Origin of the sequence: Streptomyces sp. NBC_00096, assembly GCF_045041305.1 — a bacterium.
Taxonomy (GTDB): domain Bacteria; phylum Actinomycetota; class Actinomycetes; order Streptomycetales; family Streptomycetaceae; genus Streptomyces.
On the sequence record NZ_CP108221.1, the window covers coordinates 5677420 to 5703695 of the forward strand.

Annotated in this window: 26 protein-coding genes and 1 tRNA gene; 13 read left to right on the forward strand and 14 right to left on the reverse strand. The window is 73.7% G+C overall.

The features are described 5' to 3' along the window. The first annotated feature begins 27 nt into the window (after window positions 1–27). The 3 genes from OG904_RS25055 (at window position 28) to OG904_RS25065 (ending at window position 3162) form a co-directional block, all read left to right on the forward strand. Window positions 28–792, forward strand: coding sequence for an SDR family oxidoreductase (locus tag OG904_RS25055; RefSeq protein WP_405494594.1), 765 nt, complete (start codon window positions 28–30; stop codon window positions 790–792). Beyond that, window positions 789–2489 (forward strand): class I adenylate-forming enzyme family protein, encoded by a 1701-nt coding sequence (locus OG904_RS25060; RefSeq protein ID WP_405494596.1) that lies wholly within the window; start codon window positions 789–791, stop codon window positions 2487–2489. Before OG904_RS25055 ends, OG904_RS25060 begins: the two co-directional genes overlap by 4 nt. Window positions 2490–2553: 64 nt before the next feature. Further along, the gene (locus tag OG904_RS25065; protein WP_405494598.1) at window positions 2554–3162 is read left to right on the forward strand and encodes a TetR/AcrR family transcriptional regulator; all 609 of its coding nucleotides are present in this window, start codon (window positions 2554–2556) and stop codon (window positions 3160–3162) included. Between the two features lie 17 nt (window positions 3163–3179). On the opposite strand, the gene OG904_RS25070 is transcribed toward OG904_RS25065, so the two are convergent. The 8 genes from OG904_RS25070 to OG904_RS25105 form a co-directional block, all read right to left on the reverse strand. After that, on the reverse strand, window positions 3180–3815 hold the full coding sequence (locus tag OG904_RS25070; RefSeq protein ID WP_405494600.1) for an acetate uptake transporter: 636 nt from the start codon (window positions 3813–3815) through the stop codon (window positions 3180–3182). A gap of 173 nt (window positions 3816–3988) precedes the next feature. After that, window positions 3989–5227, reverse strand: a complete 1239-nt coding sequence (locus tag OG904_RS25075; protein WP_405494602.1) for an acyl-CoA dehydrogenase family protein — start codon at window positions 5225–5227, stop codon at window positions 3989–3991. Between the two features lie 9 nt (window positions 5228–5236). Continuing rightward, window positions 5237–6292: a phosphotransferase family protein gene (locus OG904_RS25080; protein WP_405494604.1), complete on the reverse strand. Its 1056-nt coding sequence runs from the start codon at window positions 6290–6292 to the stop codon at window positions 5237–5239. Between the two features lie 166 nt (window positions 6293–6458). Next, window positions 6459–7370 carry an MBL fold metallo-hydrolase gene (locus OG904_RS25085; RefSeq protein WP_405494606.1) on the reverse strand — a complete coding sequence of 304 codons (912 nt, stop codon included), beginning with the start codon at window positions 7368–7370 and terminating at the stop codon, window positions 6459–6461. Between the two features lie 140 nt (window positions 7371–7510). Next, a complete protein-coding gene (locus OG904_RS25090) occupies window positions 7511–7813 on the reverse strand; it encodes a hypothetical protein (protein ID WP_405494608.1) in 303 nt (100 codons plus the stop codon). Window positions 7814–7906: 93 nt separating this feature from the next. After that, window positions 7907–8191 carry a DUF202 domain-containing protein gene (locus OG904_RS25095; protein ID WP_405498254.1) on the reverse strand — a complete coding sequence of 95 codons (285 nt, stop codon included), beginning with the start codon at window positions 8189–8191 and terminating at the stop codon, window positions 7907–7909. 122 nt (window positions 8192–8313) lie between these two features. Continuing rightward, window positions 8314–8712 carry a YidH family protein gene (locus tag OG904_RS25100; RefSeq protein ID WP_405494610.1) on the reverse strand — a complete coding sequence of 133 codons (399 nt, stop codon included), beginning with the start codon at window positions 8710–8712 and terminating at the stop codon, window positions 8314–8316. 9 nt (window positions 8713–8721) lie between these two features. Further along, window positions 8722–9243, reverse strand: coding sequence for an NUDIX domain-containing protein (locus OG904_RS25105; protein WP_405494612.1), 522 nt, complete (start codon window positions 9241–9243; stop codon window positions 8722–8724). Window positions 9244–9325: 82 nt separating this feature from the next. On the opposite strand from OG904_RS25105, the gene OG904_RS25110 reads away from it, so the two are divergent. The 3 genes from OG904_RS25110 to OG904_RS25120 all read left to right on the forward strand — a co-directional run bounded on the left by OG904_RS25110 (window position 9326) and on the right by OG904_RS25120 (window position 14166). After that, entirely contained in the window at window positions 9326–10981 is a 1656-nt protein-coding gene (locus OG904_RS25110) for an FAD-binding dehydrogenase (RefSeq protein WP_405494614.1), read from the forward strand. A gap of 623 nt (window positions 10982–11604) precedes the next feature. Continuing rightward, entirely contained in the window at window positions 11605–12549 is a 945-nt protein-coding gene (locus OG904_RS25115; RefSeq protein ID WP_405494616.1) for a hypothetical protein, read from the forward strand. A gap of 36 nt (window positions 12550–12585) precedes the next feature. Beyond that, the gene (locus tag OG904_RS25120) at window positions 12586–14166 is read left to right on the forward strand and encodes an APC family permease (RefSeq protein ID WP_405494618.1); all 1581 of its coding nucleotides are present in this window, start codon (window positions 12586–12588) and stop codon (window positions 14164–14166) included. A gap of 78 nt (window positions 14167–14244) precedes the next feature. Here OG904_RS25120 and OG904_RS25125 read toward each other — a convergent pair whose 3' ends face one another. After that, the gene (locus OG904_RS25125; protein ID WP_405494620.1) at window positions 14245–14604 is read right to left on the reverse strand and encodes a zinc ribbon domain-containing protein YjdM; all 360 of its coding nucleotides are present in this window, start codon (window positions 14602–14604) and stop codon (window positions 14245–14247) included. Window positions 14605–14694: 90 nt separating this feature from the next. Then, window positions 14695–14782: transfer RNA gene (locus OG904_RS25130), tRNA-Leu, on the reverse strand. Between the two features lie 168 nt (window positions 14783–14950). Between OG904_RS25130 and OG904_RS25135 the strand changes: the two genes are divergently transcribed. The 3 genes from OG904_RS25135 (at window position 14951) to OG904_RS25145 (ending at window position 17764) form a co-directional block, all read left to right on the forward strand. Then, entirely contained in the window at window positions 14951–16276 is a 1326-nt protein-coding gene (locus OG904_RS25135; protein WP_405494622.1) for a M20/M25/M40 family metallo-hydrolase, read from the forward strand. A gap of 157 nt (window positions 16277–16433) precedes the next feature. After that, complete coding sequence (locus OG904_RS25140) at window positions 16434–16667, forward strand: chaplin (RefSeq protein ID WP_405494624.1); 234 nt, start codon at window positions 16434–16436, stop codon at window positions 16665–16667. 167 nt (window positions 16668–16834) lie between these two features. After that, window positions 16835–17764 carry a chaplin gene (locus tag OG904_RS25145; RefSeq protein ID WP_405494626.1) on the forward strand — a complete coding sequence of 310 codons (930 nt, stop codon included), beginning with the start codon at window positions 16835–16837 and terminating at the stop codon, window positions 17762–17764. Between the two features lie 49 nt (window positions 17765–17813). On the opposite strand, the gene OG904_RS25150 is transcribed toward OG904_RS25145, so the two are convergent. Beyond that, window positions 17814–18002: a DUF5703 family protein gene (locus OG904_RS25150; RefSeq protein WP_405494628.1), complete on the reverse strand. Its 189-nt coding sequence runs from the start codon at window positions 18000–18002 to the stop codon at window positions 17814–17816. Window positions 18003–18049: 47 nt separating this feature from the next. On the opposite strand from OG904_RS25150, the gene OG904_RS25155 reads away from it, so the two are divergent. Beyond that, on the forward strand, window positions 18050–18712 hold the full coding sequence (locus tag OG904_RS25155) for a hypothetical protein (RefSeq protein ID WP_405494630.1): 663 nt from the start codon (window positions 18050–18052) through the stop codon (window positions 18710–18712). A 71-nt stretch (window positions 18713–18783) separates the two neighbouring features. Here OG904_RS25155 and OG904_RS25160 read toward each other — a convergent pair whose 3' ends face one another. Together OG904_RS25160 and OG904_RS25165 are read right to left on the reverse strand one after the other, a co-directional pair. Next, window positions 18784–20922 (reverse strand): helix-hairpin-helix domain-containing protein, encoded by a 2139-nt coding sequence (locus OG904_RS25160; protein WP_405498256.1) that lies wholly within the window; start codon window positions 20920–20922, stop codon window positions 18784–18786. 326 nt (window positions 20923–21248) lie between these two features. Further along, complete coding sequence (locus tag OG904_RS25165) at window positions 21249–22241, reverse strand: aldo/keto reductase (RefSeq protein WP_405494632.1); 993 nt, start codon at window positions 22239–22241, stop codon at window positions 21249–21251. Between the two features lie 100 nt (window positions 22242–22341). Here OG904_RS25165 and OG904_RS25170 point away from each other — a divergent pair, with 100 nt between their 5' ends. After that, window positions 22342–23391, forward strand: a complete 1050-nt coding sequence (locus OG904_RS25170) for an LLM class F420-dependent oxidoreductase (protein ID WP_405494634.1) — start codon at window positions 22342–22344, stop codon at window positions 23389–23391. Between the two features lie 235 nt (window positions 23392–23626). Beyond that, window positions 23627–24415: a ferritin-like domain-containing protein gene (locus tag OG904_RS25175; protein WP_405494636.1), complete on the forward strand. Its 789-nt coding sequence runs from the start codon at window positions 23627–23629 to the stop codon at window positions 24413–24415. A gap of 88 nt (window positions 24416–24503) precedes the next feature. Here the strand turns inward: OG904_RS25175 and corA are convergent, their stop codons facing one another. Beyond that, window positions 24504–25487 carry a magnesium/cobalt transporter CorA gene (gene corA, locus OG904_RS25180; RefSeq protein WP_405494638.1) on the reverse strand — a complete coding sequence of 328 codons (984 nt, stop codon included), beginning with the start codon at window positions 25485–25487 and terminating at the stop codon, window positions 24504–24506. Window positions 25488–25549: 62 nt separating this feature from the next. On the opposite strand from corA, the gene OG904_RS25185 reads away from it, so the two are divergent. After that, on the forward strand, window positions 25550–26272 hold the full coding sequence (locus OG904_RS25185; protein ID WP_405494640.1) for a histidine phosphatase family protein: 723 nt from the start codon (window positions 25550–25552) through the stop codon (window positions 26270–26272). Window positions 26273–26276: the final 4 nt, after the last annotated feature.

Sequence of the window (26276 nt, forward strand, 5' to 3'; positions counted from 1 at the left end):
GGCCGCGAGGGCACGAAGGGTGGACCCGTGAACGCGTTCCAGGACCAGCGAGTCGTCGTCACCGGCGCGGGCGGCGGCATCGGCGCCGCCCTCGCCCACCGCTTCGCCGCCGAGGGGGCCACGGTCGTGGTCAACGACCTCGACGCCGCCAGGGCCACCGCCGTCGCGGACGCGATCGGCGCCCGCGCCATCGCCGTCCCGGGCGACGCGTCGGCCGTGGTCGACCGGGCCCGCGAGGCGCTCGGGGGTCAGGTGGACGTCTACTGCGCCAACGCCGGACTCGCCTCCGGCGGCGACGCCTTCGCGGAGGAGGCCGTCTGGGAAGCGGCCTGGGACACCAACGTCATGGCCCACGTCCGGGCCGCCAGGCTGCTGCTGCCCGACTGGCTGGAGCGCGGCGGCGGCCGTTTCGTGTCCACCGTCTCGGCCGCCGGACTGCTGACCATGATCGGGGCGGCCCCGTACAGTGTCACCAAGCACGGCGCGCTCGCCTTCGCGGAATGGCTCTCGCTGACCTACCGCCACCGCGGCCTCCAGGTCCACGCCATCTGCCCGCAGGGGGTCCGGACCGACATGCTCACCGCCGCCGGATCGGCCGGAGAGCTGGTCCTCGCGCCGACCGCGATCGAGCCGGAAGCGGTCGCGGACGCCCTGTTCGACGGCATGGAGAAGGGCCGGTTCTTGATCCTCCCGCACCCCGAGGTCGCGGACTTCTACGCGTCCCGCGCCACCGATCCGGACCGCTGGCTCAGCGGCATGAACCACCTCCAGCGCAAGTGGGAGACCCGGTGACCGCCGCCGGGTCGACCCCGGGCACCCCGCCCCCGCCCCCACCCTCCCCCTACGCCGCCAAGCCCTGGCTCGCCCTGCTCAGCCCGGTGCAGCGGGCGCCGATCGCGCCCCCGTCCAGCGTGCTGCACGCCTTCCGCGCCGCCGTGGCCCGGGCCCCCGGGCGCGCCGCGCTCGCCTACTTCGACGGCCGCGTCGGCTACGCCGAGGCCGACGCGCTCTCCGACTCCCTCGCCGGTCACCTCGCGGCCCGCGGCATCGCCCGCGGGGACCGGGTCGCGGTCATGCTCCAGAACACCCCGCACTTCGTGCTCGCCGTCCTGGCCGCCTGGAAGGCCGGGGCGGTGGTGGTCCCGCTCAACCCGATGTACAAGTCCGGCGAGGCCGGCCACATCCTGCGCGACTCCGGGGCCGCCGCGCTGGTCTGCGACGCCCGGGCCTGGCCCGAGTACCTGCGCGAGGCCGCGCGGGGGACGGCCGTACGGACCGTCCTGACCGCCCGCGACCGGGACTTCCAGACCCGCGACGACGTACGGGTCCTCGCGCCGGGCCACCCGGAGCAGGCGGCCGACGCCGCCGATCTCGCCAGCGAGGCCCGCCGGGGCCACCCGGCCCCGCCGGATCCGCGGCTGACGGCCGCCGACACCGCCCTCATCAGCTACACCTCGGGCACCAGCGGCACCCCCAAGGGCGCCATGAACCCGCACGGCGCCCTCACCCACAACGCCGTGCGCCAGGTCACCGGCCACCCGCTCCCCGAGGGCGCCGGCTACTTCGCCCTCGCCCCGCTCTTCCACATCACCGGCATGGTGTGCGAGCTCGCCGCCTGCTTCACCAACGCCGGCACCCTCGTCCTCGCCCACCGCTTCGACGCCGGAGTCGTCCTCGACGCCTTCCTCGAACACCGCCCCGCCTACACCGTGGGCCCGGCCACCGCCTTCATGGCGCTCGCCGCCCAGCCCGGCGTGACCCCGGGCCACTTCGCCTCGTTCCAGGTGGTCTCCTCCGGCGGCGCCCCGCTCCCGCCCGCCCTCGTCGAACGCCTGCGCACCGCCTTCGGCTTCTACCTGCGCAACGGCTACGGCCTCACCGAGTGCACCGCCCCCTGCGCCTCCGTGCCCGCGCACCGCGAGGCCCCCGTCGACCCGGCCTCCGGCACCCTCTCCGTGGGCGTGCCCGGCGCGGACACCCTCGTACGGATCCTCGACGGGAGCGGCGCCGAGGTGCCCTTGGGCGAGACCGGTGAGATCGCCGTGCGCGGACCCCAGGTCGTCCCCGGCTACTGGGGCCTGCCGGCCGACACGGCCAAGGCCTTCCCGGACGGCGAACTGCGCACCGGGGACGTCGGGTTCATGGACGCCGAGGGCTGGCTCTACGTGGTCGACCGCAAGAAGGACATGATCAACGCCTCCGGGTTCAAGGTCTGGCCGCGCGAGGTGGAGGACGTGCTCTACACCCACCCCGCCGTGCGCGAGGCGGCCGTCGTCGGCGTCCCGGACCCCTACCGCGGGGAGACCGTGAAGGCCTACGTCAGCCTGCGCCCCGGGACCACGGCCGACCCGGCGGAACTGTCCGCGTACTGCGCCGCGCGCATCGCCGCGTACAAATACCCGCGCCAGGTGGAGATCCTGCCTGTCCTTCCGAAGACGACCAGTGGCAAGATCCTGCGACGGGAACTGCGCGAACGCGACCACGGCTGAAAACAGCCGGACCGCGTCCGCCCGGCGCCGCACACGCGAGGATCACGAAAGGGAGGCGAGCGCCATGGCCGCCAGGACCACGACGGAGACCGTCGGGACGCACGAGGCCCCGGTACCGCAGCGGCTGCTGGCCGTCGCGACCAGGCTGTTCGCCGAGCGCGGCTACGACCGGACCTCGGTCCAGGAGATCGTCGAGGCGGCCGGTGTCACCAAGGGCGCGCTGTACCACTACTTCGGGTCCAAGGACGATCTGCTGCACGAGGTGTACGCGCGCATGCTGCGGCTCCAGCAGCAGCGGCTCGACGCGGTGGCCGATTCCGGCGCACCCGTGGAGGAGCGGCTGCGCGCCGCGGCCGCCGACGTGGTGGTCACCACCATCGAGAACCTCGACGACGCGGCGATCTTCTTCCGGTCCATGCACCAGCTGAGCCCGGAGAAGTTCAAGCAGGTGCGGGCGGAGCGCCGGCGCTACCACGAGCGGTTCCGGGCGCTGGTCGAGGAGGGGCAGCGCACCGGGGTCTTCTCCACCGCCACCCCGGCCGACCTGGTGGTGGACTACCACTTCGGGTCCGTCCACCACCTGTCGACCTGGTACCGCGAGGACGGCCCGCTCACCCCGCAGCAGGTCGCCGACCACCTGGCGGACCTGCTGCTGCGCGCGCTGCGGCCGTAACGGCCGCAGCCGACGGCCTAACCGAGCGGAGCGACCTCGCGGCCCCAGGTCTCCTTGGCCACCACGGCGAAGGAGATGTACCAGGCGACGCCCGCAGTGAAGAGGCCGAGGAGGCCGCCGGTGTGGCCGAGCGCCGTGCTCTCGGCCAGGTCGCCCAGGGCCAGGAACAGGAAGGTCAGCGCGAGCGAGACGAACAGCACCCGGTGCGCGAGGTCCAGCTTCATGGCGGCGATCGACATGTACGCGGTGAAGATGAACCAGGCCACGAGGAACCAGCCGGTCGCCACGTGCGCCTGGTCGGCCGGCAGCGTCGGGACGACGAACTTCACGTAGCCGGCGAAGGACATCCAGAACGCGCCGTACGAGACGAACGCCGTGGTCCCGAAGGTGTTGCCGCGGCGGAACTCCAGCACGCCCGCGACGAACTGCGCGAGGCCGCCGTAGAACAGCGCCAGCGGCAGTACGACGGCGCTGAGCGCGGTGTTCGAGATCAGGCCCGAGTTGAAGAGGCTGAGCACGAAGGTGGTGAGGGCGAACGCCGCCAGGCCGAGCGGGCCGGGGTTGGCCATGGCCCGCGGCGCGGTGGCGGTGGCGGTGGCGGGGGAGGCCGTGGCGTGCGGCGCGGCGGCGGGGGCCAGGGTGGAGCTGGGCATGGCGAAGGGCACTTTCAGTGGGGGACATCCCGAATATATCGGACTTCCCAACTGGTCTGGACCATCAAAGGTCCGCCGCCGCAGGGCCGAAGTCCCGCGCCGAGCACCCCGCGGGGAGCCCGGGGGCACCCCGTCCAGGTGTGGACCGGTACCCCCGTCACGCCCGCCGGAGGCTACCGGTACCGCTTCAGCTCCCGGTGCGCCAGCGAGCGCTGGTGCACCTCGTCCGGCCCGTCCGCCAGCCGCAGGGTCCGCGCCGCCGCCCACAGCTCGGCCAGCGGGAAGTCCTGGCTCACCCCGCCCGCGCCGTGCAGCTGCACCGCGTCGTCCAGGATCCGCACGACCGCCCGCGGGGTCGCGATCTTGATGGCCTGGATCTCGGTGTGCGCGCCCCGGTTGCCGACCGTGTCCATCAGCCAGGCCGTCTTCAGCACCAGCAGCCGCAACTGCTCCACGGTGACCCGGGCGTCCGCGATCCAGTTCTGCACGACGCCCTGCGCGGCCAGCTCCTTGCCGAACGCGGTACGTCCCACCGCGCGCCGGCACATCAGCTCGATGGCCCGCTCCGCCATGCCGATCAGCCGCATGCAGTGGTGGATCCGGCCCGGCCCGAGGCGGGCCTGGGCGATGGCGAAGCCGCCGCCCTCCTCGCCGATCAGGTTCGCCGCCGGGACCCGGACCCCGTCGAAGACCACCTCGGCGTGGCCGCCGTGGTCGTGGTCCTCGTACCCGTACACCGTCATCGCGCGCCGCACCTCGACGCCCGGGGTGTCGCGGGGGACCAGGACCATGGACTGCTGGCGGCGCGGGTCGGCCCCCTCGGGGTCGGTCTTGCCCATGACGATGAAGATCTTGCAGTCCGGGTTCATGGCGCCGGAGATGAACCACTTGCGGCCCGTGATCACGTACTCGTCGCCGTTCGCGGAGCGCTCGATGCGGGTCTCGATGTTCGTGGCGTCCGAGGAGGCCACCTCGGGCTCGGTCATCGCGAAGGCGGACCGGATCTCCCCGGCCAGCAGCGGCTCCAGCCACTGCTTCTTCTGCTCCTCGCTGCCGAACTGCGCGAGCAGCTCCATGTTCCCGGTGTCCGGGGCCGCGCAGTTCGTCGCCGTCGGCGCCAGGTGCGGGCTGCGGCCGGTGATCTCGGCGAGCGGGGCGTACTGGAGGTTGGTCAGCCCGGCGCCGTACTCCGCGCCGGGCGAGCCGTGCCGGTCGACGAAGAAGAGGTTCCAGAGCCCCTGGCGGCGCGCCTCGGCCTTCAGCTCGCCGACCACGGCCGGGGTGTCCCAGGGCGAGGCCAGCCGAGCGCGCTGCTCGGCGGCGACCGGTTCCGCCGGGTGGACGTGCTCCTCCATGAACGCGAGCAGCCGTCCGCGGAGTTCCTCGGTCCGGGCGTCGAATGCGAAATCCATCAGGGTTCCTCAGCCTTCCTGGAGGGTGGTCAGGCCGTGCTCGATGAAGACCGGGACCAGCTCGCCGATCCGGTCGAAGCCCGCGCCGACGGTCTGCCCGAGCGTGAAGCGGTAGTGGATGCCCTCGAGGATCACCGCGAGCTTGAACCAGGCGAAGGCCGTGTACCAGGCGATCGCGGAGGTGTCCCGGCCCGAGCGCGCCGCGTAACGCTCGATCAGCTCGGCGGGCGCCGGATGGCCCGGAGCGCCGCTGGTCGTGCTCACCGGGGAGTCGGTCAGACCCAGATCGGAGCTGTACATCACCAGCAGGCCCAGGTCGGTCAGCGGATCGCCGAGCGTGGACATCTCCCAGTCCAGCACCGCCCGGATCCGGTCCCCGCCGGACGCCGGGGACCCGCCGATCAGCACGTTGTCGAGCCGGAAGTCCCCGTGCACCACCGTGGGCGCGGGGGAGCCGGGCAGGGCCCGCCCCAGGGCGCCGTGCAGTTCGTCGATCCCGGGGAGCTCCCGCCCCCGGGAGGCCGCCAGCTGCTTGCCCCAGCGGCGCAGCTGCCGGTCCAGGAAGCCCTCCGGCCGGCCGAAGTCGCCCAGGCCCACCGCGTCCGGGTCCACCGCGTGCAGGTCCACCAGGGTGTCCACGAGGCCCAGTACCACCTGCCGGGTCCGCTCGGGACCCAGGGCGGCCAGCTGGCCGGCCGTCCGGTACGGCACCCCGTCCACGAACTCCATCACGTAGAACGGCGCGCCCAGCACGGCCTCGTCCTCGCACAGCAGCAGCGGCCCGGGCACCGGTACCGCGGTGCCGTGCAGCGCCTCGATGACCCGGTGTTCGCGCCGCATGTCGTGCGCGGTGGCCAGTACGTGCCCCAGTGGCGGCCGGCGCACCACCCAGCGGGAGCTCCCGTCGCCGACCTCGTACGTGAGGTTCGAGCGGCCGCCTTCGATCAGCCGGCCGGTGAGCGGCCCGGCCACGAGTCCCGGCCGCACCCGGTCGAGATGACCGCGCAGCCGCTCCAGATCGAGGCCTCGGGGGCCGGCGGGGGCCGGGCCTGGGGCTGAGGTCATGGTGCGCGCCTCCGTACGGGGTTGACGACGACGGAACGGACGCGACCCATCATGCCGACCAGTCGGTATGCCGTCCAGTAGCCGGGAGCAACAAGCCGGGAGCAACAAGAGGAAGGGCGCGGGCCGCGGGACGCGCGCGAGGGCGTGGACCCCCGGCCCGCCGGGATCAGGCGTGGCAGAGGATGGGCGTCCCGCCGTTCATCACCGTCATGTCGCGCAGCACCGCCAGGATGTCCAGGGCGGCGCCCTCGGGCTTCCCGGCCAGCTCCGCGTACGCCCGGTGCAGGTTCGCCACCAGCCGCTCGCTGTCCCGCCAGGCCGCGAACTCGCCGAGGTCCGCCTGCCGGGCCGTCTCCAGCGGGGTCAGCCCCTCCGCGCAGCCCTCCCGGGCGAGCTCGGCCACGTACCGCAGGTACCGCTCGGTGGCCTCGTAGGCGGAAGCGTCCGTCAGCGGCCCGTGGCCCGGTACGACGGTCCGCGCACCGAGCGAGCGCAGCAGACCCAGCGCCCGCAGCGACCCGGCCAGCGAGCCCATCGCCAGGAACGGGGTGCCCCCGGCGAAGACCAGGTCCCCGGTGAACACGACCCGCTGCGCGGGCAGCCACACGACCGAGTCGCCCGTGGTGTGCGCGACGCCGGGGTGGATGACGTGCACCTCGGTCTCCCCGACGTGCAGGGTCATCCGGTCCCGGTAGGTCAGGTCGGGCGGGGTGATGGCTATCGTGCCGAAGTCGGTGGCCGGCCAGATCATCTCCAGCTGGTGCCCGGCGGCGAGCTGCTCGGAGCGCGCGTTGTCGTGCCCCAGGATCAGCGCCTCCGGGGCGAACACGCCGTTGCCGTAGGTGTGGTCGCCGTGGTGGTGGGTGTTGACCACCGTGCGGGGGAGCGGCGCCCCCGCCGCCAGCACCGCGTCGCGCAGGGCCAGCGCCCGGCGCTCGGTGGCGGCCGTGTCGACGAGCAGGGTCCGGCCGCCGCCCGTCACGAAGCCGGCGTTGTTCAGGCACCAGCCGCCGTCGGGCTGCACGTAGGCGTACGCCCCGTCCGCCGGCTGGACGAGGTACGGCTCTTCTACGGGCATCTGCGCTCTCCCCGGGTCGCTGTGACGGACTTTCGGCATCCTGCCAGTCGCGGTGGCCCGGGGGGAGGGCGGGGTTTGTGGGTGCCCGACAGCGCTCGCCGGTGCCGGTGCCGGTGCCGGCGCCGGTGCTGCTGCTGGTGCTAGTGCTCGTCGTAGTGAGCGCCGTGCACGGCGTGCCGGTGCCCGTCGTGCAGGTAGTCGACGTGGTCCCCGTGCCGGACGGAGTCGTGCCCGCAGTCCGAGCCGTGCGCGTGCTCGTGGGCGGCGTGCTCGGCGTGCCCCTCGGGCTCGCACTCGTCCCAGTGCCCGGAGTGCTCCCGGTGCAGGTGGCCGTCGTGCGCGTAGTCGACGTGGTCACCGTGCTCGACCGCGGTGTGGCCGCACGCGGGTCCGTGGGCGTGGGAGTGCTCGTGCGCGGGGTGTTCCTGGTGCAGGGTCGTCATGGCGCCGAGGCTAGTGCGGAACGACCCGGATCACCCCTTCTGTCCGCTCTGTGCCGGGGGTGGCGCCACAAGGCGGACCATCGGTTCGTCGGCTCAGAGGATGACCGCCATCGCGAAGACGGCCAGGGCCACCGTGCACGCCGTCGCGGCCAGCGCCGCGCGCGGAGCGAGCCCGGCCGGGCGGACCGCGGCCAGCTCCCGCATCCGGCGGTGCGCCACCCACAGGAACGCCAGCCAGAGCAGCGCGATGACCGCCACCCCGGTCAGCTCCACCGGGGACCCGCGTCCGTGCAGGGCCTGACGCAGGGCCAGTACGGCCGCCACCGCGCACGAGAGCGTCGTACGCCGCCACGCGAGCCGGGTCCGCTCGGGCTGCAGCCCCGCGTCCCGCCCGCCGGTGCCGCTCCCGCCGTCCCGCCCGCCGCGCCCGTCCCGCCCCGCACTGCCTCCGCCGGTGCCGCCGGCCCTGCCTGCGCCGGTGCCGTTCCCGCCCGAGGGGCTCACCGCCCCGTCGTCCAGCCCAGCAGCACGACCACCACCATCGCCACCGCCACCAGTCCCACGCCCAGGCTCAGCACCACCGGGAACCGGGACAGCGGCAGGTCCTCGCCGCGCCGCATGGCCCGCTCGCACCGCACCCAGTGGTTCACCGCCCGCAGCGCGCAGGCCGCACCCACCACGAGCAGCACGAAGGCCATCCCCACGCGCACCCCCCAGCGCAGGTCGGGCAGGAACTGGTCCACGGCGAAACCGCCGCCCACCAGGGCCAGGGCGGTCCTGATCCAGGCCAGGAAGGTCCGTTCGTTGGCCAGCGAGAAGCGGTAGTCGGGGGTCTCGCCCTCGTCCCTCACCCGAGCCGGCGCGAACCACAGCCGCACGTCCTTGACGAAGTCGATCACCCGCCCAATCTACTGGCGGCCCGACCGGAACTCCCGCAGCCTGCGGTACGCCTCCAGCCCGTCCGGCACCCACGGCCAGGAGCCGTCCGCCGCCCGCCGCTCCACCTCCTCCTCGGAGAGCCACGCGTACCAGGCCACCTCCGAGACCTGCGGCCGGACCGGCAGCTCGCAGCGGACCTCGTGCACGTGGCTCCACCAGGCCCCGCCCGGGCCCTCGTACAGGAACTTGAACAGCGGCTCGGGCTGCCCCAGCCCCGTCACCCCCAGCTCCTCCTCCGCCTCCCGCAGGGCGGCCTCCGCGTAGCTCTCGCCGGCGCCGACCACCCCGCCCACGAACATGTCGTAGTGCGCGGGGAACACCAGCTTCGACTCCGTCCGCCGGTGCGTGAAGATCCGGCCCCGCCCGTCCCGGGCCAGCACGAACACGCACCGGTGGATCAGCCCGCCCGCGTACACCTCGCCGCGCGGGGCCCGCCCCGTCACCCGGTCGTCCCGGTCCACCACGTCCAGCACCTCGTCGGCCGCGCTCATGCTCCGGTCCCTCCGCTCCTGTTGACTGGTTACCGCTCCGTAGCAAAGGATCGCCCCACCATCGACGGAGGACGGGTTTCGCATGACGTACGACGCAGACGTGATCGTGATCGGGGCGGGGCTCGCGGGGCTCGTGGCCACCGCGGAGCTCGTCGACGCCGGCCGCAAGGTCATCCTGCTGGACCAGGAGCCCGAGCAGTCCATCGGGGGCCAGGCCCACTGGTCCTTCGGCGGCCTGTTCTTCGTCGACTCGCCCGAGCAGCGCCGCATGCGGATCAAGGACACCCGCGAGCTGGCGCTCCAGGACTGGTCCGGCACCGCCGGGTTCGACCGCGAGGAAGACGCCTGGCCGCGCCGGTGGGCCGAGGCCTACGTGGACTTCGCGGCCGGCGAGAAGCGCCCCTGGCTGCACGCCCAGGGCGTCCGGTTCTTCCCCGTCGTCGGCTGGGCGGAGCGCGGCGGCTACGACGCCAACGGTCACGGCAATTCGGTCCCCCGCTTCCACATCACCTGGGGCACCGGCCCCGGGCTGGTGGAGCCCTTCGAGCGCCGCGTACGGGCCGGGGTGGCCCGCGGCCTGGTCCAGCTGAAGTTCCGCCACCGGGTCACCGGGCTCTCCCGCACGGCGGGCACGCTCGACACCGTGACCGGCGAGGTGCTGGCCCCCTCCGACGCCGTACGGGGCACCGCGAGCGGCCGCGAGGCCACCGGGGAGTTCTCCCTGCGGGCCCAGGCCGTGATCGTGACCAGCGGCGGCATCGGCGGCAACCACGACCTCGTGCGCAAGCAGTGGCCGGATCGGCTCGGCACCCCGCCGGAGCGGCTGCTCTCCGGGGTCCCGGCGCACGTGGACGGCCTGATGCTGGGCATCGCGGAGGAGGCGGGCGCCAGCCACATCAACAAGGACCGGATGTGGCACTACACCGAGGGCATCGAGAACTGGAACCCGATCTGGGCCAAGCACGGCATCCGCATCCTGCCCGGCCCGTCCTCGCTGTGGCTGGACGCGACCGGCAAGCGGCTGCCCGTACCGCTCTTCCCCGGTTTCGACACCCTGGGCACCCTCGACCACATCATGAAGACCGGCCACGACCACACGTGGTTCGTCCTCAACCAGCGGATCATCGGCAAGGAGTTCGGCCTCTCGGGCTCCGAGCAGAACCCCGACCTGACGGGCAAATCGGTCCGCGGGGTCATCGACCGGGCCCGGCAGGCCGTCCCCGGGCCGGTGAAGGCCTTCATGGACAACGGCGCCGACTTCGTCGTCGAGAAGGACCTCTCCTCCCTGGTGCGCGGGATGAACGCGGTCACGAAGGAGGGGCTGCTCGACGAGGAGACGGTCCGCCGGGAGATCGTCGCCCGGGACCGGGAGATCGCCAACCCGTTCACCAAGGACCTCCAGGTCACGGCCATCCACGGCGCCCGCAAGTATCTTGGCGACAAACTGATCCGCACCGCCGCCCCGCACCGCATCCTGGACCCCGCGGCGGGCCCGCTGATCGCCGTCCGGCTCTCGATCCTGACCCGCAAATCCCTCGGCGGCCTGGAGACCGACCTCTCCTCCCGCGTCCTGACCGCCACCGGCGAACCCCTGCCGGGCCTCTACGCGGCGGGCGAGGCGGCCGGCTTCGGTGGCGGCGGCGTCCACGGCTACCGGGCCCTGGAGGGCACCTTCCTCGGCGGCTGCATCTTCTCGGGCCGGGCGGCGGGCCGCGCGGCGGCCGCGGCCGTGTCCTGACCCCCCGTCCGCGGGCCGTGCCGGAAGCCTTCGCGGGCGGATCGCCATTCGGCCAGTGACGCGAAATCCCTCGCCCCCGTCCGGTGCGCGGCGCGGGTCCCCGCCCGCGGGGCCCGGCGCCCCCGCGTCCGTCACCTCCAGGACGCCCGCCGGACACCCGGGCGCAGTCCACGAGGGCCATCGGCGCGCCCACCGCCGGCAGGGGGGTACCCGGCCGCCTCGTGGCCGGCGGGGACCCTGCCGCCCGGCCCCGGCACGGCTCGCCGCCGCTCGGCAGGGCCGCCACCAGCCTGTCGCGCGGGGGTCCGGGGAAGCCGAACGGGGCGGGCGGGAGTTCCCCGTCCGCCGTCACGGATCCCACCCCGCGATTCCCGGGCGCCCCGCCCGGGGCGCCGGCCGTGAACCGGAGGCGAGCCGTCCCGGTTCGTCCCCGCGCCCTGCCCCGCCGTTCCCGAACCGGCGGCGAACCGGAGGAACCCCACCAACTCGCCTCTTGCGCAGACCAGTTGAAACGAGCCACGCGGTGGACTGGACCTTGACGCGGAGCTGTGCGTACCGCTTTGCTGTGCGTGATCTTCCAGCCACATCGTCCAACTGCCCGCGTCCTGGAGGGAAAACCGCGGATGTCGCCGCCTCCGCCGCCCCTCGGCCGCGCCCGCAAGCGGGACGCCCAGCTCTTCGACTCCGCCCTCTGCGACACCGAACTCGTCGATGTCCGCGCCCAGTTCACCCAGGGCCGGTGGGCCAAGGCCCGCTCCCTGCTGGTCGCCACCGGCGACGACTGGGACCGCCGCGGGCACCGCCTCGTCGTCCTCGCGGAAACCCCGGCCGCAACCGCCTGGGCCCGCGAATGGCTCCTCGCGGAACCGGGCAGCGCCGACGCCGTCACCCTCCTCGCCTGCGCGGCCGTCTTCACCGCCCTGCGCCGCAAGGGCACCCCCGAGGCCGCCGAGGAGGCCTGCCGCCGCGCCGCGGCCCTGTACCCGGCCGATCCCACCCCCTGGCTCGGACTCCTGCTCCTCACCCGCGCCTTCGGCACCGAGGAGGAGTTCAGCCGCCACTTCGACCAGGTCCGGGCCCGCCACCGCGAGCACCACCACGCCCACCACCTGATGGTCTCCAGGCTGGCCGAGCGGTCACCCGCCGCCGGCCACGACCCGCTCCACGAGGTCTACGACTTCGCCGCCTGGGCCGCCGAGGAGTCCCCGGCCGACTCCCCGCTCGCCGTGCTCCCCGTCATCGCCCACGCCGAGCGCTACCGCGTCCTCGCCGCCGCCGGCCACGCCCAGGACACCGGGGCCGAGCACTGGTCCGGCCGCCGCGCCCGCCAGGTGCTGCGCTCCGCCTTCGACTGGTGGCTGGAGTGGGAGCGCGAGGACCACCCCCGCAACCGCGTGGACCTCAACTTCCTCGCCCACGCCAAACTCTGCGAGGGCCGCCCCGCCGAGGCCGCGGCCCTCTTCCAGCGCATCGGCAGCCACGCCACCCGCGCCCCGTGGTCCTACCCCGACCTCGACCCGCACAAGGCCTTCCTCGCCGCGCGCAGCGCCGCGCTCGGCACCGCCTGACCCCCGCCCAGTCCCCGCCCCGGAAAGGACACCGCCATGCCGACGGGCAGATCCACCACGCTCACCGACGCGGCCGACCCGGCCGAGATCCGTACGTACAAGGGCCAGGACCGCGCACTGCGCGCCGACCGCCTCGGCACCGCCGGCCTCCTGCTCTCCGTACTCGCCGCGAGCGCGCCCCTGATGGTCGTCGCGGGCGTCATGCCCACCACCTTCGGAGTCATGGGCATCGTCGGACAGCCCCTGCTGTTCGTCATCCTCGGCGCCGTCCTCGCCCTCTTCAGCATCGGCTACGCCGAGATGAGCCGGCACGTCCACAACGCGGGCGCCTTCTACGCCTACATCGCGCGCGGGCTCGGCCCCACCGCCGGCGCCGGCGCCTCGCTCGTCGCCCTCGTCGCGTACAGCGCCATGCAGGTCGGCGTCTACGGCATCCTCGGCTTCGAGATCTCCGGCCTCTTCACCACCTACCTCGACACCGAACTCGCCTGGTGGATACCGGCCCTGGCCGCCGTCGCCCTCACCGGCGCGCTCGGCTGGCTGAAGATCGACCTCAACGCCAAGGTCCTCGGGGTCCTCCTGCTCATCGAGGTCCTCCTCGTCGTCGTCTTCGACCTGGCCGCCCTCGGCAAGCCGGGCCCCGACGGCCTCTCGCTGCACGCCTTCAACCCCGAGACCCTCACCGGCGCCGGGCTCGGCACCGCCCTGTGCTTCTGCATCGCCGCCTTCGTCGGCTTCGAGCAGTCCCCGGTGTACGCCGAGGAGACCAGCAAGCCGCACATCGTCGTCTCCCGGGTGATGTTCCTCGCCGTCGGCTTCGTCGCCCTCTTCTTCGCCCTCAGCGCCTGGGCCCTCACCGTCGCCACCGGCCCCGGCGAGGTGGTCAAGGCCTCCGCCGAGGCCGGCCCCGGGCTGCTCTTCCAGCTCACCGAGGACCGCCTGGGCGCCGCCTTCACCGACGCCCTGCACGTGCTGTTCGTGACCGGCATGTTCGCGGCGATGCTCAGCTTCCACAACGTCGTCTCCCGCTACGCCTTCGCGATGGGCCGCGAGGGCCTGCTCCCGGCCGCCTTCGGCCGCACCAGCGCGGGCACCGGCGCCCCCGCCACCGGCTCGCTCCTGCAGACCGCGATCTCCGTAGTCGTCGTACTGGCCTTCGCCTTCACCGACGACCTGCCGGCCGGCGACCCCACCGTGCCCGTCCTGCACCTGTTCACCTGGATGGGCAGCGTCGGCGCCCTCGGCGTGACCCTCCTCATGGCCACCGCCTCCTTCGCGGTCATCGCCTTCTTCGTCCGCCGCGGCACCGCCGGCGCCCAGGTCTGGCGGCTCGTCGCGGCCGGCCTCGCCGGCCTCGCGCTGCTCGCCATCGCCGTCTACACGGTCCGGGACTTCGGCGTCCTGGTCGGCGCGGAGGAGGGCTCCGCGCTCAGCTGGGCGCTGCCCGGCATCATCGCCGCCGCCGCCGTCGTGGGCCTGGCGTACGGGCTCGTCCTGCGCTCCACCCGCCCCGCGGTGCACGCCCGCATCGGCCTGGGCAACGAGGCCTTCCGCCTCGACCAGGCGGCGGAGTCCGCGGAGTCCGCCGAGGCGGCCGGTGCCGCCCCGCGCGGCTGACCGGACCCGGAACGCGCGACCCGGAACGTGCGAGGGGGCCCCGCCGCGGCGGGGCCCCCTTCGCACGTACGGGACCGGTCAGGCCTTCTTGACCACGCTGGACTTCAGCTGCATGGCGCCGAAGCCGTCAATCCGGCAGTCGATGTCGTGCCCGTCGACCCCGTCGATGAGCCGGATGCCACGCACCTTGGTACCGGCCTTGATGCCCGAAGGGCTGCCCTTGACCTTGAGCGCCTTGACGACGGTCACGGAGTCGCCGTCGTTCAGCACGTTCCCGACGGCGTCCTTCACGACCCGCTCCCCGGTGTCCCCGCCACCCTCGGCACCGCCCTCGGCGGGCACCCACTCGTGACCGCACTCGGGGCACACCACGAGCGCGTTCATCTCGTAGGTGTACTCACAGGAACATTTGGGACAAGGGGGAAGATTCTCATTCACCGGTACAGAATATCCCGAACCTGTCGCGCGCGACGCGCCCCGCCTTTGCCGTCAAACGCAGAAAACCCCACGTGAAGTGGGGTTTTCGCTTGGTGTCCGAGGGGGGACTTGAACCCCCACGCCCGATAAAGGGCACTAGCACCTCAAGCTAGCGCGTCTGCCATTCCGCCACCCGGACAAGGTGTCTGTCTCGCGTCCCTCGCGGGCCGTTCCGACGTGGAAAACATTACCAAACATTCCGGGGTCCTCGATCACACCCCCCGCGGCCGGGGATCGCCCTTGGGCGCGGGCGCCCGGAGCGGGAGGATGGGGGGCAGTCCGGTACTGATCAGTGGGAGGAAGCAGCGTGAGCGAATCGAGCGCGGGCAGGACCATCTCGGGCGAGGACGAGGTCGTCGACCTCTGCAGGGACCTCATCCGGATCGACACCAGCAACTACGGGGACCACTCGGGCCCCGGCGAGCGCAAGGCCGCGGAATGGGTCGCGGAGCAGCTCGCCGAGGTCGGGCTGGAGCCGCAGATCTTCGAATCGCACAAGGGACGCGCCTCGACCGTGGCGCGGATCGAGGGGGAGGACCCCTCGCGGCCGGCGCTGCTGATCCACGGGCACACCGACGTGGTCCCGGCCAACGCCGCCGACTGGACCTACGACCCCTTCGCGGGCGAGATCGCCGACGGCTGCGTCTGGGGCCGCGGTGCGGTCGACATGAAGGACATGGACGCGATGACGCTGGCCGTCGTGCGTGACCGCATGCGCAGCGGCCGCAAGCCCCCGCGCGACATCGTGCTGGCCTTCCTCGCCGACGAGGAGGCCGGCGGCGTCTACGGCGCCCGCCACCTCGTCGACAAGCACCCCGGGCTCTTCGAGGGGGTCACCGAGGCGATCGGCGAGGTCGGCGGCTTCTCCTTCACCGTCAACGAGAACCTGCGGCTGTACCTGGTGGAGACCGCCCAGAAGGGCATGCACTGGATGCGGCTCACGGTGGAGGGCACCGCCGGCCACGGGTCCATGACCAACAACGACAACGCCATCACGGAGCTGTGCGAGGCCGTGGGGCGCCTGGGCCGCCACAAGTGGCCGGTGAGGGTCACCAAGACCGTACGGAGCTTCCTGGACGAGCTCTCGGACGCGCTCGGCACCCCGCTCGACCCGGACGACATGGACGCCACGCTCGCCAAGCTCGGCGGCATCGCCAAGATGGTCGGCGCGACGCTGCGCAACTCGGCCGCCCCGACCATGCTCGGCGCCGGCTACAAGGTCAACGTCATCCCCGGCCAGGCCACCGCCCACGTGGACGGCCGCTTCCTGCCGGGCTACGAGGAGGAGTTCTTCGCCGACCTCGACCGGATCCTCGGCCCGCGCGTGAAGCGGGAGGACGTCCACGCGGACAAGGCGCTGGAGACGGACTTCGACGGGAAGCTCGTGGACGCGATGCAGACCGCCCTGAAGGCCCACGACCCGATCGCGCACGCGGTCCCGTACATGCTCTCCGGGGGTACGGACGCCAAGTCCTTCGACGACCTCGGCATCCGCTGCTTCGGCTTCGCGCCGCTGCAGCTGCCGCCGGAGCTGGACTTCGCCGGGATGTTCCACGGGGTGGACGAGCGGGTGCCGGTGGAGGGGCTGAAGTTCGGCGTGCGGGTGCTCGACCGGTTCATCGACGAGTCCTGACCGGAACGGGCGGAAGCTAACGCCGCGGAATCGGGAAGGTGTGCGGATTCCACTGAGAAGAGTGAATGCGCTCATACGCTCGTAGCCCCGGTGATCCCTCCTCGTTACAGGTGGTGCGGTCCGCGGCTGGGACCGCGCTTGCCTACTAGGAGGAACAATGCTCAAGAAGGTTGCCGCCGCTGCGGCTGTCACCGGTGGTCTGGTTCTCGCGGGTGCGGGTCTGGCTGTCGCCGACGCTGGTGCCCAGGGTGCGGCCATCGGTTCGCCCGGTGTCGCGTCCGGCAACGTCATCCAGGTTCCGATTCACGTCCCCGTGAACGTCTGTGGCAACTCGGTCTCCGTGATCGGTCTGCTGAACCCGGCTTTCGGCACCACCTGCGTCAACGCCTGACGTTTCTGAAGTTCTGGGCCCCGGAGCGCATTCCAGCGCTCCGGGGCCGCCGGGCTTTACGGGCCCGATGACGATCTTCCGGTGCACCAGGCGGGGGAGCCTGTGCGGCCAGTGCGCCGGCCACGTCGTGCACGCGCACGACGCACACACCAGGGGACGAAGTACAGATGCGACGACAGGTACAGGTCACCGGCAGGAAGACCTTGATCACCATGGCGGCCGCGGGGGGTCTGCTCGCGTTCGGAGGGGGGTACGCACACGCGGACTCCGGGGCCTCCGGCCACGCCGCGCACTCTCCGGGCCTGCTGTCCGGGAACACCCTCCAGGCACCCGTGGACGCACCGGTGAACGCCTGCGGGAACACGGTGACGGTCGTGGGGGCGCTGAATCCGGCCTTCGGCAACCGCTGCGCGAACCTCCCGGGGCGACCGGGCCATGCGCAGCACCCGGAGTACCCGCAGCACCCGGACCAACCGCACGACCAGTGCGACGAGGACGACGGGGGCTACGGCCCGGGGCATCCGGAGCACCCGGGTGGTCCCGGCGATCACGGCACCCCTGGCGGTCCGGGGGGTCACGGCAACCCCGGCGGGCCGGGCGACCACGGCAATCCGGGTGGTCCGGGGGATCACGGCACCCCTGGCTGGCCGGGTGACCACGGGAACCCCGGCGGTCCCGGGGATCACGGCACCCCTGGCTGGCCGGGTGACCACGGCAACCCCGGTGGTCCTGGCGATCACGGGAACCCCGGCGGTCCCGGAGACCACGGAAACCCGGGCGGTCCCGGCACCCCCGGCGATCACGGGAACCCGGGGACCCCCGGCACCCCCGTCCCCGGACAGCCCGGCACGCCCACCGGCCCTGGCACGCCCGCCGGCCCCGGCACGCCCGCCGGCCCCGGCGCGGGACCCGGCACCGGATCGGTGACCCCGGTGACGCTCCCCGCCCAGGGGACCACCACCGGTACGGGTTCGACCCCGGCCGGGGGACTGGCCGCCACCGGATCCGGTGACGTCCTCACCGCGGGCGTGCCCCTGGCCGCAGGCATGCTGCTGGCCGGCTCCGTGCTCTACCGCCGGGCGCGCAACGCCGCCTGACGGACGTTCACGACGTGGGTCCCGGCCCCCGGGGCCCACGTCACCCGCATCACCAGGTCGCGCGGACCTGGCGGATGATCCGGCGGCGCAGTCGCACGCGGCGACTGCCGTCCCGAAGCAGGGTCAGCCGGTCGAGCTCCCAGAGCCCGTACTCGGCATGATCGGTCAACAGGCGGGTCGTTTCCTGGCGAGGAACCCCGCGGGGCACGTACAAGTCGACAAATTCGTATTCCGGCATCGCATCTATTGTGCCGGGAGAGCCCCGCTACGGATAGCGTCTGCACTATGTCTGATGCCGCTCTGCCCACTGTTGCCGAGGTACGCGCCGCCGCCGAGGCGGTCAAGGCCGCGCTCGACCGTCACCTCGCCGCGGTCGAGAGCAGGATCGGGGACGATGATCCGGACGTCTACGCCGCGTTCAACGAACTCGCCGCCGCTGCCGAGGAGTACGACGAGCTCCTCTACGACCGCCACGACGAGGTCACCCCCTTCGAGATCCCCACTCCCGAGGACGGGCTGCCGTACACCGGCCCCGCCGAGCCCGCCGCCTTCAGCGTGCTCATCCGCCGCGACTACGCCGTCGTCGAACCGGCCCGCCTGCTCGCCCAGGCCGAACGGGTCGTCGCGCACGACCGGGAGGCCGCGCTCGACCACGACGGAGGCACCGCCGAGGCCCTCGGCGTGCTCTTCGGGGAGTACGAGCCGGACGAGATCGCCTCGCGCGCGAAGGACTTCGGACTGGAGGAGGGCGATTCCACGCTGTGGATCGCCGCCTCGGAGGAGGTGGCCGAACCGGGGGACTGGCTGGGCTCGCCCTTCACGCACATCGATCCGCAAGACGTGATGCACCGCTTCGACGTGAGCTCGGTGTTCGACGAGGACCTGGACGAGGAGTACGTCGAGGACGGCGAGGAAGAGCCGGCGGAGCCCGGTCTGACCCCGGCCTAGCCGGGCGGCTGACCCGTACGCAGGAGGCCGCGGCCCCCGTCCCGCCCGGGACGGGGGCCGCGGCGCGTCCGCTACTCGGGCTGGGCCCGCGCCGACGCCACGAGCGCCCGCAGCAGACCCGTCAGCCGGGTCGTACGGGGCTTCGCCGGCACCTCCGCGACCGCGCGGGCCAGGGCCTGGTCCACCCCGTGCACCACCGACAGGTGCCGCTCGGCCCGGCCGAACGCCGTGTACACCCAGTCCCGGGACAGGGCCTGCGCCGCGTCACCGGGCAGAACGACGACCACCGCGGGCCAGCGCGCCCCCACGGCCTGGTGCGCCGTCACGGCCCAGCCGTGCCGCACCCGCGACTCCACCCGCTCCTTCGGTACGACGATCCGCGCGCCCGCCCCCGCGTCCAGGTGCAGCCCCTGCGCGTCGGCCGACACCACCCGGGCCGGCAGCGCCCGCCCGGCCGACGGTACGTGGACCACCCGGTCCCCGGGGTCGAAGCCGCCGAAGCGGCCGGGGCCCGGGTTCAGCCGCTCCTTGAGGGCGGCGTTGAGAGCACGGGTGCCCGCCGCGCCGCCGTGGCCGGGGGTGATCACCTGGACCGCGTCCGCCGGGACGCCGAAGGCGCGCGGCACCGACTCGGCCACCAGCTGCACGGTGCGGTGCACCGCCTCCCCGGCGTCGCGGACCGGGACGATGACGACCTCCTTGCCGGGGGCGTCGACCTGGTTCAGCTCCCCGACGCCGACCCCGGAGACCAGCTCGCCGAGCGGGCCGGGGTCCGGGACGCGGGAGACGAGCCCGGGGCAGGCGCGGGCCGCGAGCACATCGGCGAAGACCCGGCCGGGACCGGCGGAGCCGAGGACCGCGGGGTCGCCCGACAGCACCAGACGGGCCCCGTCGGGCACGGACTCCACCAGCGCGGCGGCCGTCTCCACGTCCAGCTGCGGAGCGTCCAGGACGATGAGCAGGTCCAGCGCGAACTGCCCGTCCGCGTTCCGGCCCGGGCCCTCGGCGCCGCCCAGCAGACCGGCCACGGTGACGGCGTCCGCCGCCGGGGCGTGCGCGGCCAGGCAGGCGCGGAGCCCGAACTCCCGGGCCGCGGCCAGGAGCGCGCGGGGTTCGGCGCGGGCGGCCTCGCCGCCGGTGTGGGTGACCAGGCCGTGCCCGGCGGCGGCGCGGATCAGCTCGGCGCCGGGGCCGGTGGCGGCCTTCTCCCAGTCGGCGGGGTCCGTGAAGGTGTTGGCGAGCCGGGCCAGGCCCTCGGCGAGGCTCTCCTCGGCCATGGCGGAGCCCTCCAGGCCCACCAGGATCCGTACCGGCTGCTCCTCGTCCTCCCCGACGGGCGGTCCGACCGGCTCCTCGAAGGCGAGCACGGCTCCGTCGCCGACGGCCGCCTCCAGCGCCTCGGCGGGGTCGGGCACGCCGTACTGGGCCAGCGCCGATTCCAGGGTGGGGGCGTCGAGCACGGTGTGCCCCTTGGCGGCGGCCTGGGCCAGCAGCCAGCCCACCAGGGCGGCGGCCCGCCGCTCGTCCCCGGGGCCGGTCTCCCCGGCGCCGAGGAGGGCGCGGGCGAACCCGTCGGCCTGGGTCGGGCGGACCCCGGCGACGGCCAGCAGCCGCCAGGGGGATTCCGCGAGCTGCGCGGCGGCGTCGTCGCCGAGGGCCGCGGTGGCCTGCGGGGCGAGCGTCTCGGGGGCGCCGCCACGGGCGAGTACGGCACGGACCGCCTGGACGGCGTCGGGGGAGGGGGCGGGCGGGCCCGTCGGCGCGGGTGCGGCCAGGGGGGCGCGCTCCGGCGCGGGCGCGGGGGCCGGGACCGTCCGGCGGGGCTCCGGGGGTGCGTCGAACCGGGCCGGGGGCTTGGCGCCGCCTTCCACGGCCCGTACGGCGGCCAGCAGGTCGGCGGCGCGGCCGCTGAGCTTGGCCCCGGCCTCCACGGGAGCCTCGCGCTCGGCCTTGCGGCGGGCGATGCGCTCCCGCTCGATCCGCTGCGCGGCCAGCTCGGCGGCGGCCTCACTGAGCTGCGGCGCGGCTTCGGCGGTCTCGGCGACCCCTTCCGCTCCCGCGCCCGGGTCGACGTCGGTCGCTGCCGGTTCGGCTTCCGCACCGGCACCGCCGCTCTCGCCGTCGGCCGGCGCGTCCCCGGTCTCCGTGTCCGTGCCGTCGGGGGTGGGCCCCGCGGGGCTTTCCCCCACCCCGCCCCTTCCCGAAACCATGGGCTCCGCCCCTGGACCCCCGTCCCCGCTCCCGGCTTCGCCGGAGCCGTCCGCCGCGGCTTCGCCGGTGCCGTCGGCCTCGGGGGTCGGGGGCTCGGCCTCGCCGTCCCCGCTCCCGGAGTCGCCCGCCACGGCTTCGCCGTCCCGGTCCGCGCCTGTGCCCGTGCCGTCGGCCTCGGGGGTGGTCGGGTCGGCCTCCCGGTCGGCAGTGGAGGGGGGCGTGTCCTTCCCGTCGGCCGGGGCCGCTTCCACCTCGGGAGCGGCCGGTTCCGGGGGCGTCCCGGCAGTGGCCGGGTCGGCCGGGTCTGCCGCGGCAGCGGTCTCGCTCACAGGGTGCTCCAGTCCTGATCGGGGTAGCGGTGGACGGGCGCCGAGACGTCGTCCAGCGCTTGGCGGATCTCCACCGGAAGACTAAGCGTCTCCACCGACAGGGCCGCCCCGAGCTGCGCCGACGTCCGCGCGCCGACGATCGGCGCGGCCACTCCCGGGCGGTCGCGGACCCAGGCCAGGGCCACCTGGAGCGGGGTCACCGCCAGGCCGTGGGCGGCCGTCGCCACCGCGTCCACGATCCGGCTCGCCGCCTCGTCCAGGTACGGGTCCACGAACGCCGCCATCGTCTCCGAGGCACCCCGGGAGTCCGCCGGGGTCCCGGACCGGTACTTGCCCGTCAGGACGCCCCGGCCCAGCGGGGAGGACGGCAGCAGGGACACGCCCAGGTCCAGCGCGGCCGGCACCACCTCGCGTTCCACGCCCCGCTGGAGCAGGGAGTACTCCATCTGCGTCGAGGCCAGCCGGCTCCGTACCCCCTGCGCCGCGAGCTGCCAGGTCGCCGCCTTCGCCAGCTGCCAGCCGCTGAAGTTCGACACCCCCGCGTACCGCGCCCGCCCGCTGCTCACCGCGATGTCCAGCGCCTGGAGGGTCTCCTCCAGCGGGGTCCACGGGTCGAAGGCGTGGACCTGCCAGAGGTCGACGTAGTCGGTGTCCAACCGGGCCAGCGAGTCGTCCAGGGCGGACAGCAGGTGCCCGCGCGAGCCGTCGAAGCGGCGGTCCGGGTCCGCGACCCCGCCCGCCTTCGTCGCGATCACCAGATCCCGCCGCGGGACGACGGAACCGATCAACTGCCCGAGGAGGTACTCGGCCTCCCCGCCCCCGTACACGTCGGCCGTGTCGACGAGCGTGCCGCCCGCGTTCCAGAACGTCTTCAACTGCGCGGCCGCTTCCGCCTCGTCCGGTCCGTCCGCCGACCGGCCCCAGGTCAGTGTGCCGAGACCGATCCGGGAGACGCGCAGTCCGGTGCGGCCGAGATGCCTCTGCTCCATGAGGGCTGAGACTACTGCGGCACTGACGTGGGACACCCGGGCGCGCTACAGTCCCCGCAGACCTACGTTACTGATGGGTAAACCGGTAAGGGGACGACATATGCGGCTCGGCATCAATCTCGGCTACTGGGGCGCTGGCATGGACGCCGACAACCTGGCCGTCGCGCAGGAGGCCGACCGCCTCGGCTACGACGTCTGCTGGGCTGCGGAGGCCTACGGCTCCGACGCGCCGACCGTCCTGGCCTGGGTCGCCGCCCAGACCGAGCAGATCGACGTCGGCTCGGCGATCCTCCAGATCCCGGCCCGCCAGCCCGCCATGACGGCCATGACGGCCGCCACCCTCGACTCGCTCACCAAGGGCCGTTTCCGGCTCGGCCTCGGCGTCTCGGGACCGCAGGTCTCCGAGGGCTGGTACGGCGTGAAGTTCGACAAGCCGCTCGCGCGGACCCGCGAGTACGTGGAGATCGTCCGCAAGGCGATGACCCGCGAGCGCCTCAGCTACGAGGGCGAGCACTGGACCCTGCCGCTGCCCGGCGGACCGGGCAAGCCGCTCAAGCTGACCGTGCACCCCGAGCGCGAGCACATCCCGCTGTACATCGCGGCGATCGGGCCGAAGAACCTGGAGCAGACCGGCGAGATCGCCGACGGCGCCCTGCTGATCTTCCCGGCCGCCGAGCACCTGGAGGCCACCGCCCTGACCCACATCCGGGCGGGCCGCGAGAAGGCCGGGCTGACGATGGACGGCTTCGACGTCTGCCCGACCGTGCCGCTGGCCGTCGGCGACGACGTCGCCGGGCTCGCGGACATGTTCCGCCCGTACACCGCCCTGTACGTGGGCGGCATGGGCAGCCGCAAGCAGAACTTCTACAACCAGCTGGCCCAGCGCATGGGCTACGAGAAGGAAGCCGTGGAGGTCCAGGACAAGTACCTGGCGGGCGACAAGCAGGGCGCGGCCGCCGCGGTCCCGCACTCGCTGATCGACTCCACCACCCTGCTCGGTCCGGTGGAGCGCATCGCCGACGGGATGCGGGCCTACGCCGAGGCCGGGGTCACCACCCTGACGCTCGCCCCGGCCGGCTTCACCCTGGAGGAGCGGATCACCGCCCTGCGGACGGGTGTCGAGGCGATGGAACGGGCCGGCCTCGCCTGACCGGTTCGGCGGAGCGACGGACGGGTCCGTCTGAGGGCCGACCGGTCAGGCGTGCGGGCTCTGCGGCCGTGGTGGGGGCTCGGGGGGTCTTCCCCGCCACGGCCGACACAGCCAACAACGCGCGGGGGGCCCGCGGGGTTACGCCCCCGGGCCCACCGGTCGTGTCCGATCCATTCGGCGGAGCCGTGGGCCGCATCCGGTTGCCCGGTCGCGGAATCGGCTTTTGACTCGACGCATGCTCTCTGCGCGCGGCCTGTTCCGGGAGATCGTCGACCACGACGGCTCCTTCCAGCTGTTCTGCTCCATCGCCGCCGGCGGCGAGTCCCAGGGTGGCTGGGAGAACGCCCGGATCGCGGCCCTGGTCCCCGATTCCATGCGCGACCTCGCGCCCAAGATCACCCGGCACGGCGCCGACGAGGACAAGCACGGCCGGATCTTCAACGCGCTGCTGCGCAAGCGCGGTCTCGCCCCGGTCCCCGTTCCCCCGGAGACCGACTACACGATGCTGCTGGAGCGGCGCGGCATCGGCCTGAGCCACGAGAAGCTGCGCGGCGAACGGGCCCTGAGCGAGGAGGACGTCGTCGTCTACCTCGCCCACAGCCGGGTCACCGAACAGCGCGCCTCCGAGCAGATGGTGATGCTGCTGCGGCAGTTCGGGGACCACCCCGACCTCGGCCGGGCCGTCCGCATGATCAGTGCCGACGAGGACAACCACCTCGCCTACTGCCACGAGGAACTGCTGCGCCTGGCCCGCGCCGGCCACGCCCGGACCATCCACCGGGTACTGCGCGAGAGCGCGCTCGCCGAGATCGCCGTCTACCGCGACGTGAGCCTCGCCGTCATGGCGCGCATGGGCCGGCTGCTGGGCTGGCCCGCGCCGAAGGCGGCCGCGCTGGCCGCCGGGATCCGGGGCGTGTACGCGTACGAGCGCTTCGGCGGCTGGCACCGGATGGTCGCCCTGCGCCCGCCGGAGCGCCGCGACGCGCTGGGCGGCGCGCCGACCTCGGCGCCCGAGTTCGCCTAGGCCGGGCCGCTCAGGGCAGCCGGCCGCTCAGGACCGCCCGGTGCTCAGGACCGCCCGCCGCTCAGGGCCGCCCGGCGCCCCGGACCGCCTACAGCCAGCCGCGGCGTTTGAACATCCGGTGCAGGCCCAGGCACAGGCCCAGCATCACCGCGACCACCAGCGGATAGCCCCACCGGTGCCTGAGCTCCGGCATGTGATCGAAGTTCATGCCGTAGATCCCCGCCACCATCGTCGGGACCGCCGCCATCGCCGCCCAGGCCGAGATCTTGCGCATGTCGTCGTTCTGCCGGACCCCCATCTGCGCCAGGTGCGCGGCCAGCGCGTCCGAGAGCAGCCGGTCCAGGCCCTCGATGTACTCGTTCGCCTTCGTCAGGTGGTCGGCGACGTCGCGGAAGAACGGCTGGGCGTGCTCGTGCACGAAGGGCACGTCCCCGAAGGCGAGCCGGTCCATCGGCTGCAGCAGCGGACTCGTGGCCCGGCGGAACTCCAGGACCTGCCGCTTGAAGCCGTAGATCCGGGCCGCGGTGTTCTTGGTGTCCGCGGAATTCGGCGCGAAGACCTCCGCCTCCAGCTCCTCCAGGTCGGCCTGGAGCTCGGCCGCCACCTCGATGTAGTGGTCCACCACCGCGTCCGAGACCGCGTACAGCACCGCCGTCGGGCCGTGCTTGAGGACGTCGGGCTCCTGCTCCAGCCGGTGGCGCACGGCGGCCAGCGCGGCCCCCTCGCCGTGCCGGACCGTGACGACGAAGGAGTCGCCGATGAACACCATCAGCTCGCCCGCGGTCACCGTGTCGGAGGAGTCGTCGTACATCACCGGCTTGAGGACCACGAAGAGCGAATCGTCGTACACCTCCAGCTTCGGCCGCTGGTGGGCGGTCAGCGCGTCCTCCACCGCCAGCGGGTGCAGCCCGAACTCCTGGCTGACGTGCTCGAATTCCTTCGCCGTCGGCTCGTGCATGCCCACCCAGAGGAAGGCGTCGCCGGAGGCCCGCGCCTCGTCCAGGGCATCGGAGAAGTCCTCGGGCGCCTCGGAACGGCGGCCGCCTCGGTACATGGCGCAGTCGACAATCACCCGCGCATTGTTCCCTGCCCAGCGCCCGCCCGCACACCGGCCGGTCCGCATAGGGTGGTGGCATGGCCACGCTGATCCTCGTACGACACGGGCGGTCCACCGCCAACACCGCAGGGCTGCTCGCCGGATGGACCCCGGGAGTGAGCCTGGACGAGCACGGTGCCGGACAGGCCGCCGCCCTGCCCGGGCGGCTCGCCGGGGTACCGCTCGCCGCCGCCGTCTCCAGCCCGCTCGAGCGGTGCGCCGAGACCCTCGCCCCCCTGCTGGCCGCCAGGCCCGGGCTGGTCCTGCACACCGACGAGCGGATCGGCGAGTGCCACTACGGCGACTGGTCGGGCCGCAAACTCTCCGAACTGTCCGAAGAACCGCTGATGCGCATCGTCCAGCAGCACCCGTCGGCCGCCGCCTTCCCCGGCGGCGAGTCCATGCGGGCCATGCAGGCCCGCGCCGTGGACGCCGTACGCGACTGGAACGCCCGGATCGAGGAGGAGCACGGCAGCGACGCCGTGTTCCTGATGTGCTCCCACGGGGACATCATCAAGTCCCTTGTCGCGGACGCCCTCGGCATGCACCTGGACCTCTTCCAGCGGATCCACGTCGACCCCTGCTCGGTCACCGCGATCCGCTACACGCCGACCCGGCCGTTCCTGCTCCGGCTCGGTGACACCGGGGACTTCGCCTCGTTCGTACCGCGCGAAACCCCCGCGGACGAGGCCGCGGCGCCCCCGGACGCGGCCGCGGACGCAGGCGAGGCGGTCGTGGGGGGCGGTGCGGGCGCGGTGTGATCGA

Excerpts from the sequence above, each read along its gene's own strand:
- OG904_RS25140 (WP_405494624.1), top strand. The coding sequence starts at position 16,434 with ATGCTCAAGAAGGTTGCCGCCGCTGCGGCTGTCACCGGTGGTCTGGTT.
- OG904_RS25120 (WP_405494618.1), top strand. The coding sequence starts at position 12,586 with ATGCCGACGGGCAGATCCACCACGCTCACCGACGCGGCCGACCCGGCC.
- OG904_RS25185 (WP_405494640.1), top strand. The coding sequence starts at position 25,550 with ATGGCCACGCTGATCCTCGTACGACACGGGCGGTCCACCGCCAACACC.
- OG904_RS25115 (WP_405494616.1), top strand. The coding sequence starts at position 11,605 with ATGTCGCCGCCTCCGCCGCCCCTCGGCCGCGCCCGCAAGCGGGACGCC.
- OG904_RS25155 (WP_405494630.1), top strand. The coding sequence starts at position 18,050 with ATGTCTGATGCCGCTCTGCCCACTGTTGCCGAGGTACGCGCCGCCGCC.
- OG904_RS25090 (WP_405494608.1), bottom strand. The coding sequence starts at position 7,813 with ATGACGACCCTGCACCAGGAACACCCCGCGCACGAGCACTCCCACGCC.
- OG904_RS25105 (WP_405494612.1), bottom strand. The coding sequence starts at position 9,243 with ATGAGCGCGGCCGACGAGGTGCTGGACGTGGTGGACCGGGACGACCGG.
- OG904_RS25175 (WP_405494636.1), top strand. The coding sequence starts at position 23,627 with ATGCTCTCTGCGCGCGGCCTGTTCCGGGAGATCGTCGACCACGACGGC.
- OG904_RS25080 (WP_405494604.1), bottom strand. The coding sequence starts at position 6,292 with ATGACCTCAGCCCCAGGCCCGGCCCCCGCCGGCCCCCGAGGCCTCGAT.
- OG904_RS25170 (WP_405494634.1), top strand. The coding sequence starts at position 22,342 with ATGCGGCTCGGCATCAATCTCGGCTACTGGGGCGCTGGCATGGACGCC.
- OG904_RS25110 (WP_405494614.1), top strand. The coding sequence starts at position 9,326 with ATGACGTACGACGCAGACGTGATCGTGATCGGGGCGGGGCTCGCGGGG.
- OG904_RS25165 (WP_405494632.1), bottom strand. The coding sequence starts at position 22,241 with ATGGAGCAGAGGCATCTCGGCCGCACCGGACTGCGCGTCTCCCGGATC.
- OG904_RS25085 (WP_405494606.1), bottom strand. The coding sequence starts at position 7,370 with ATGCCCGTAGAAGAGCCGTACCTCGTCCAGCCGGCGGACGGGGCGTAC.
- OG904_RS25145 (WP_405494626.1), top strand. The coding sequence starts at position 16,835 with ATGCGACGACAGGTACAGGTCACCGGCAGGAAGACCTTGATCACCATG.
- OG904_RS25160 (WP_405498256.1), bottom strand. The coding sequence starts at position 20,922 with ATGGTTTCGGGAAGGGGCGGGGTGGGGGAAAGCCCCGCGGGGCCCACC.
- OG904_RS25070 (WP_405494600.1), bottom strand. The coding sequence starts at position 3,815 with ATGCCCAGCTCCACCCTGGCCCCCGCCGCCGCGCCGCACGCCACGGCC.
- OG904_RS25150 (WP_405494628.1), bottom strand. The coding sequence starts at position 18,002 with ATGCCGGAATACGAATTTGTCGACTTGTACGTGCCCCGCGGGGTTCCT.
- OG904_RS25065 (WP_405494598.1), top strand. The coding sequence starts at position 2,554 with ATGGCCGCCAGGACCACGACGGAGACCGTCGGGACGCACGAGGCCCCG.
- OG904_RS25075 (WP_405494602.1), bottom strand. The coding sequence starts at position 5,227 with ATGGATTTCGCATTCGACGCCCGGACCGAGGAACTCCGCGGACGGCTG.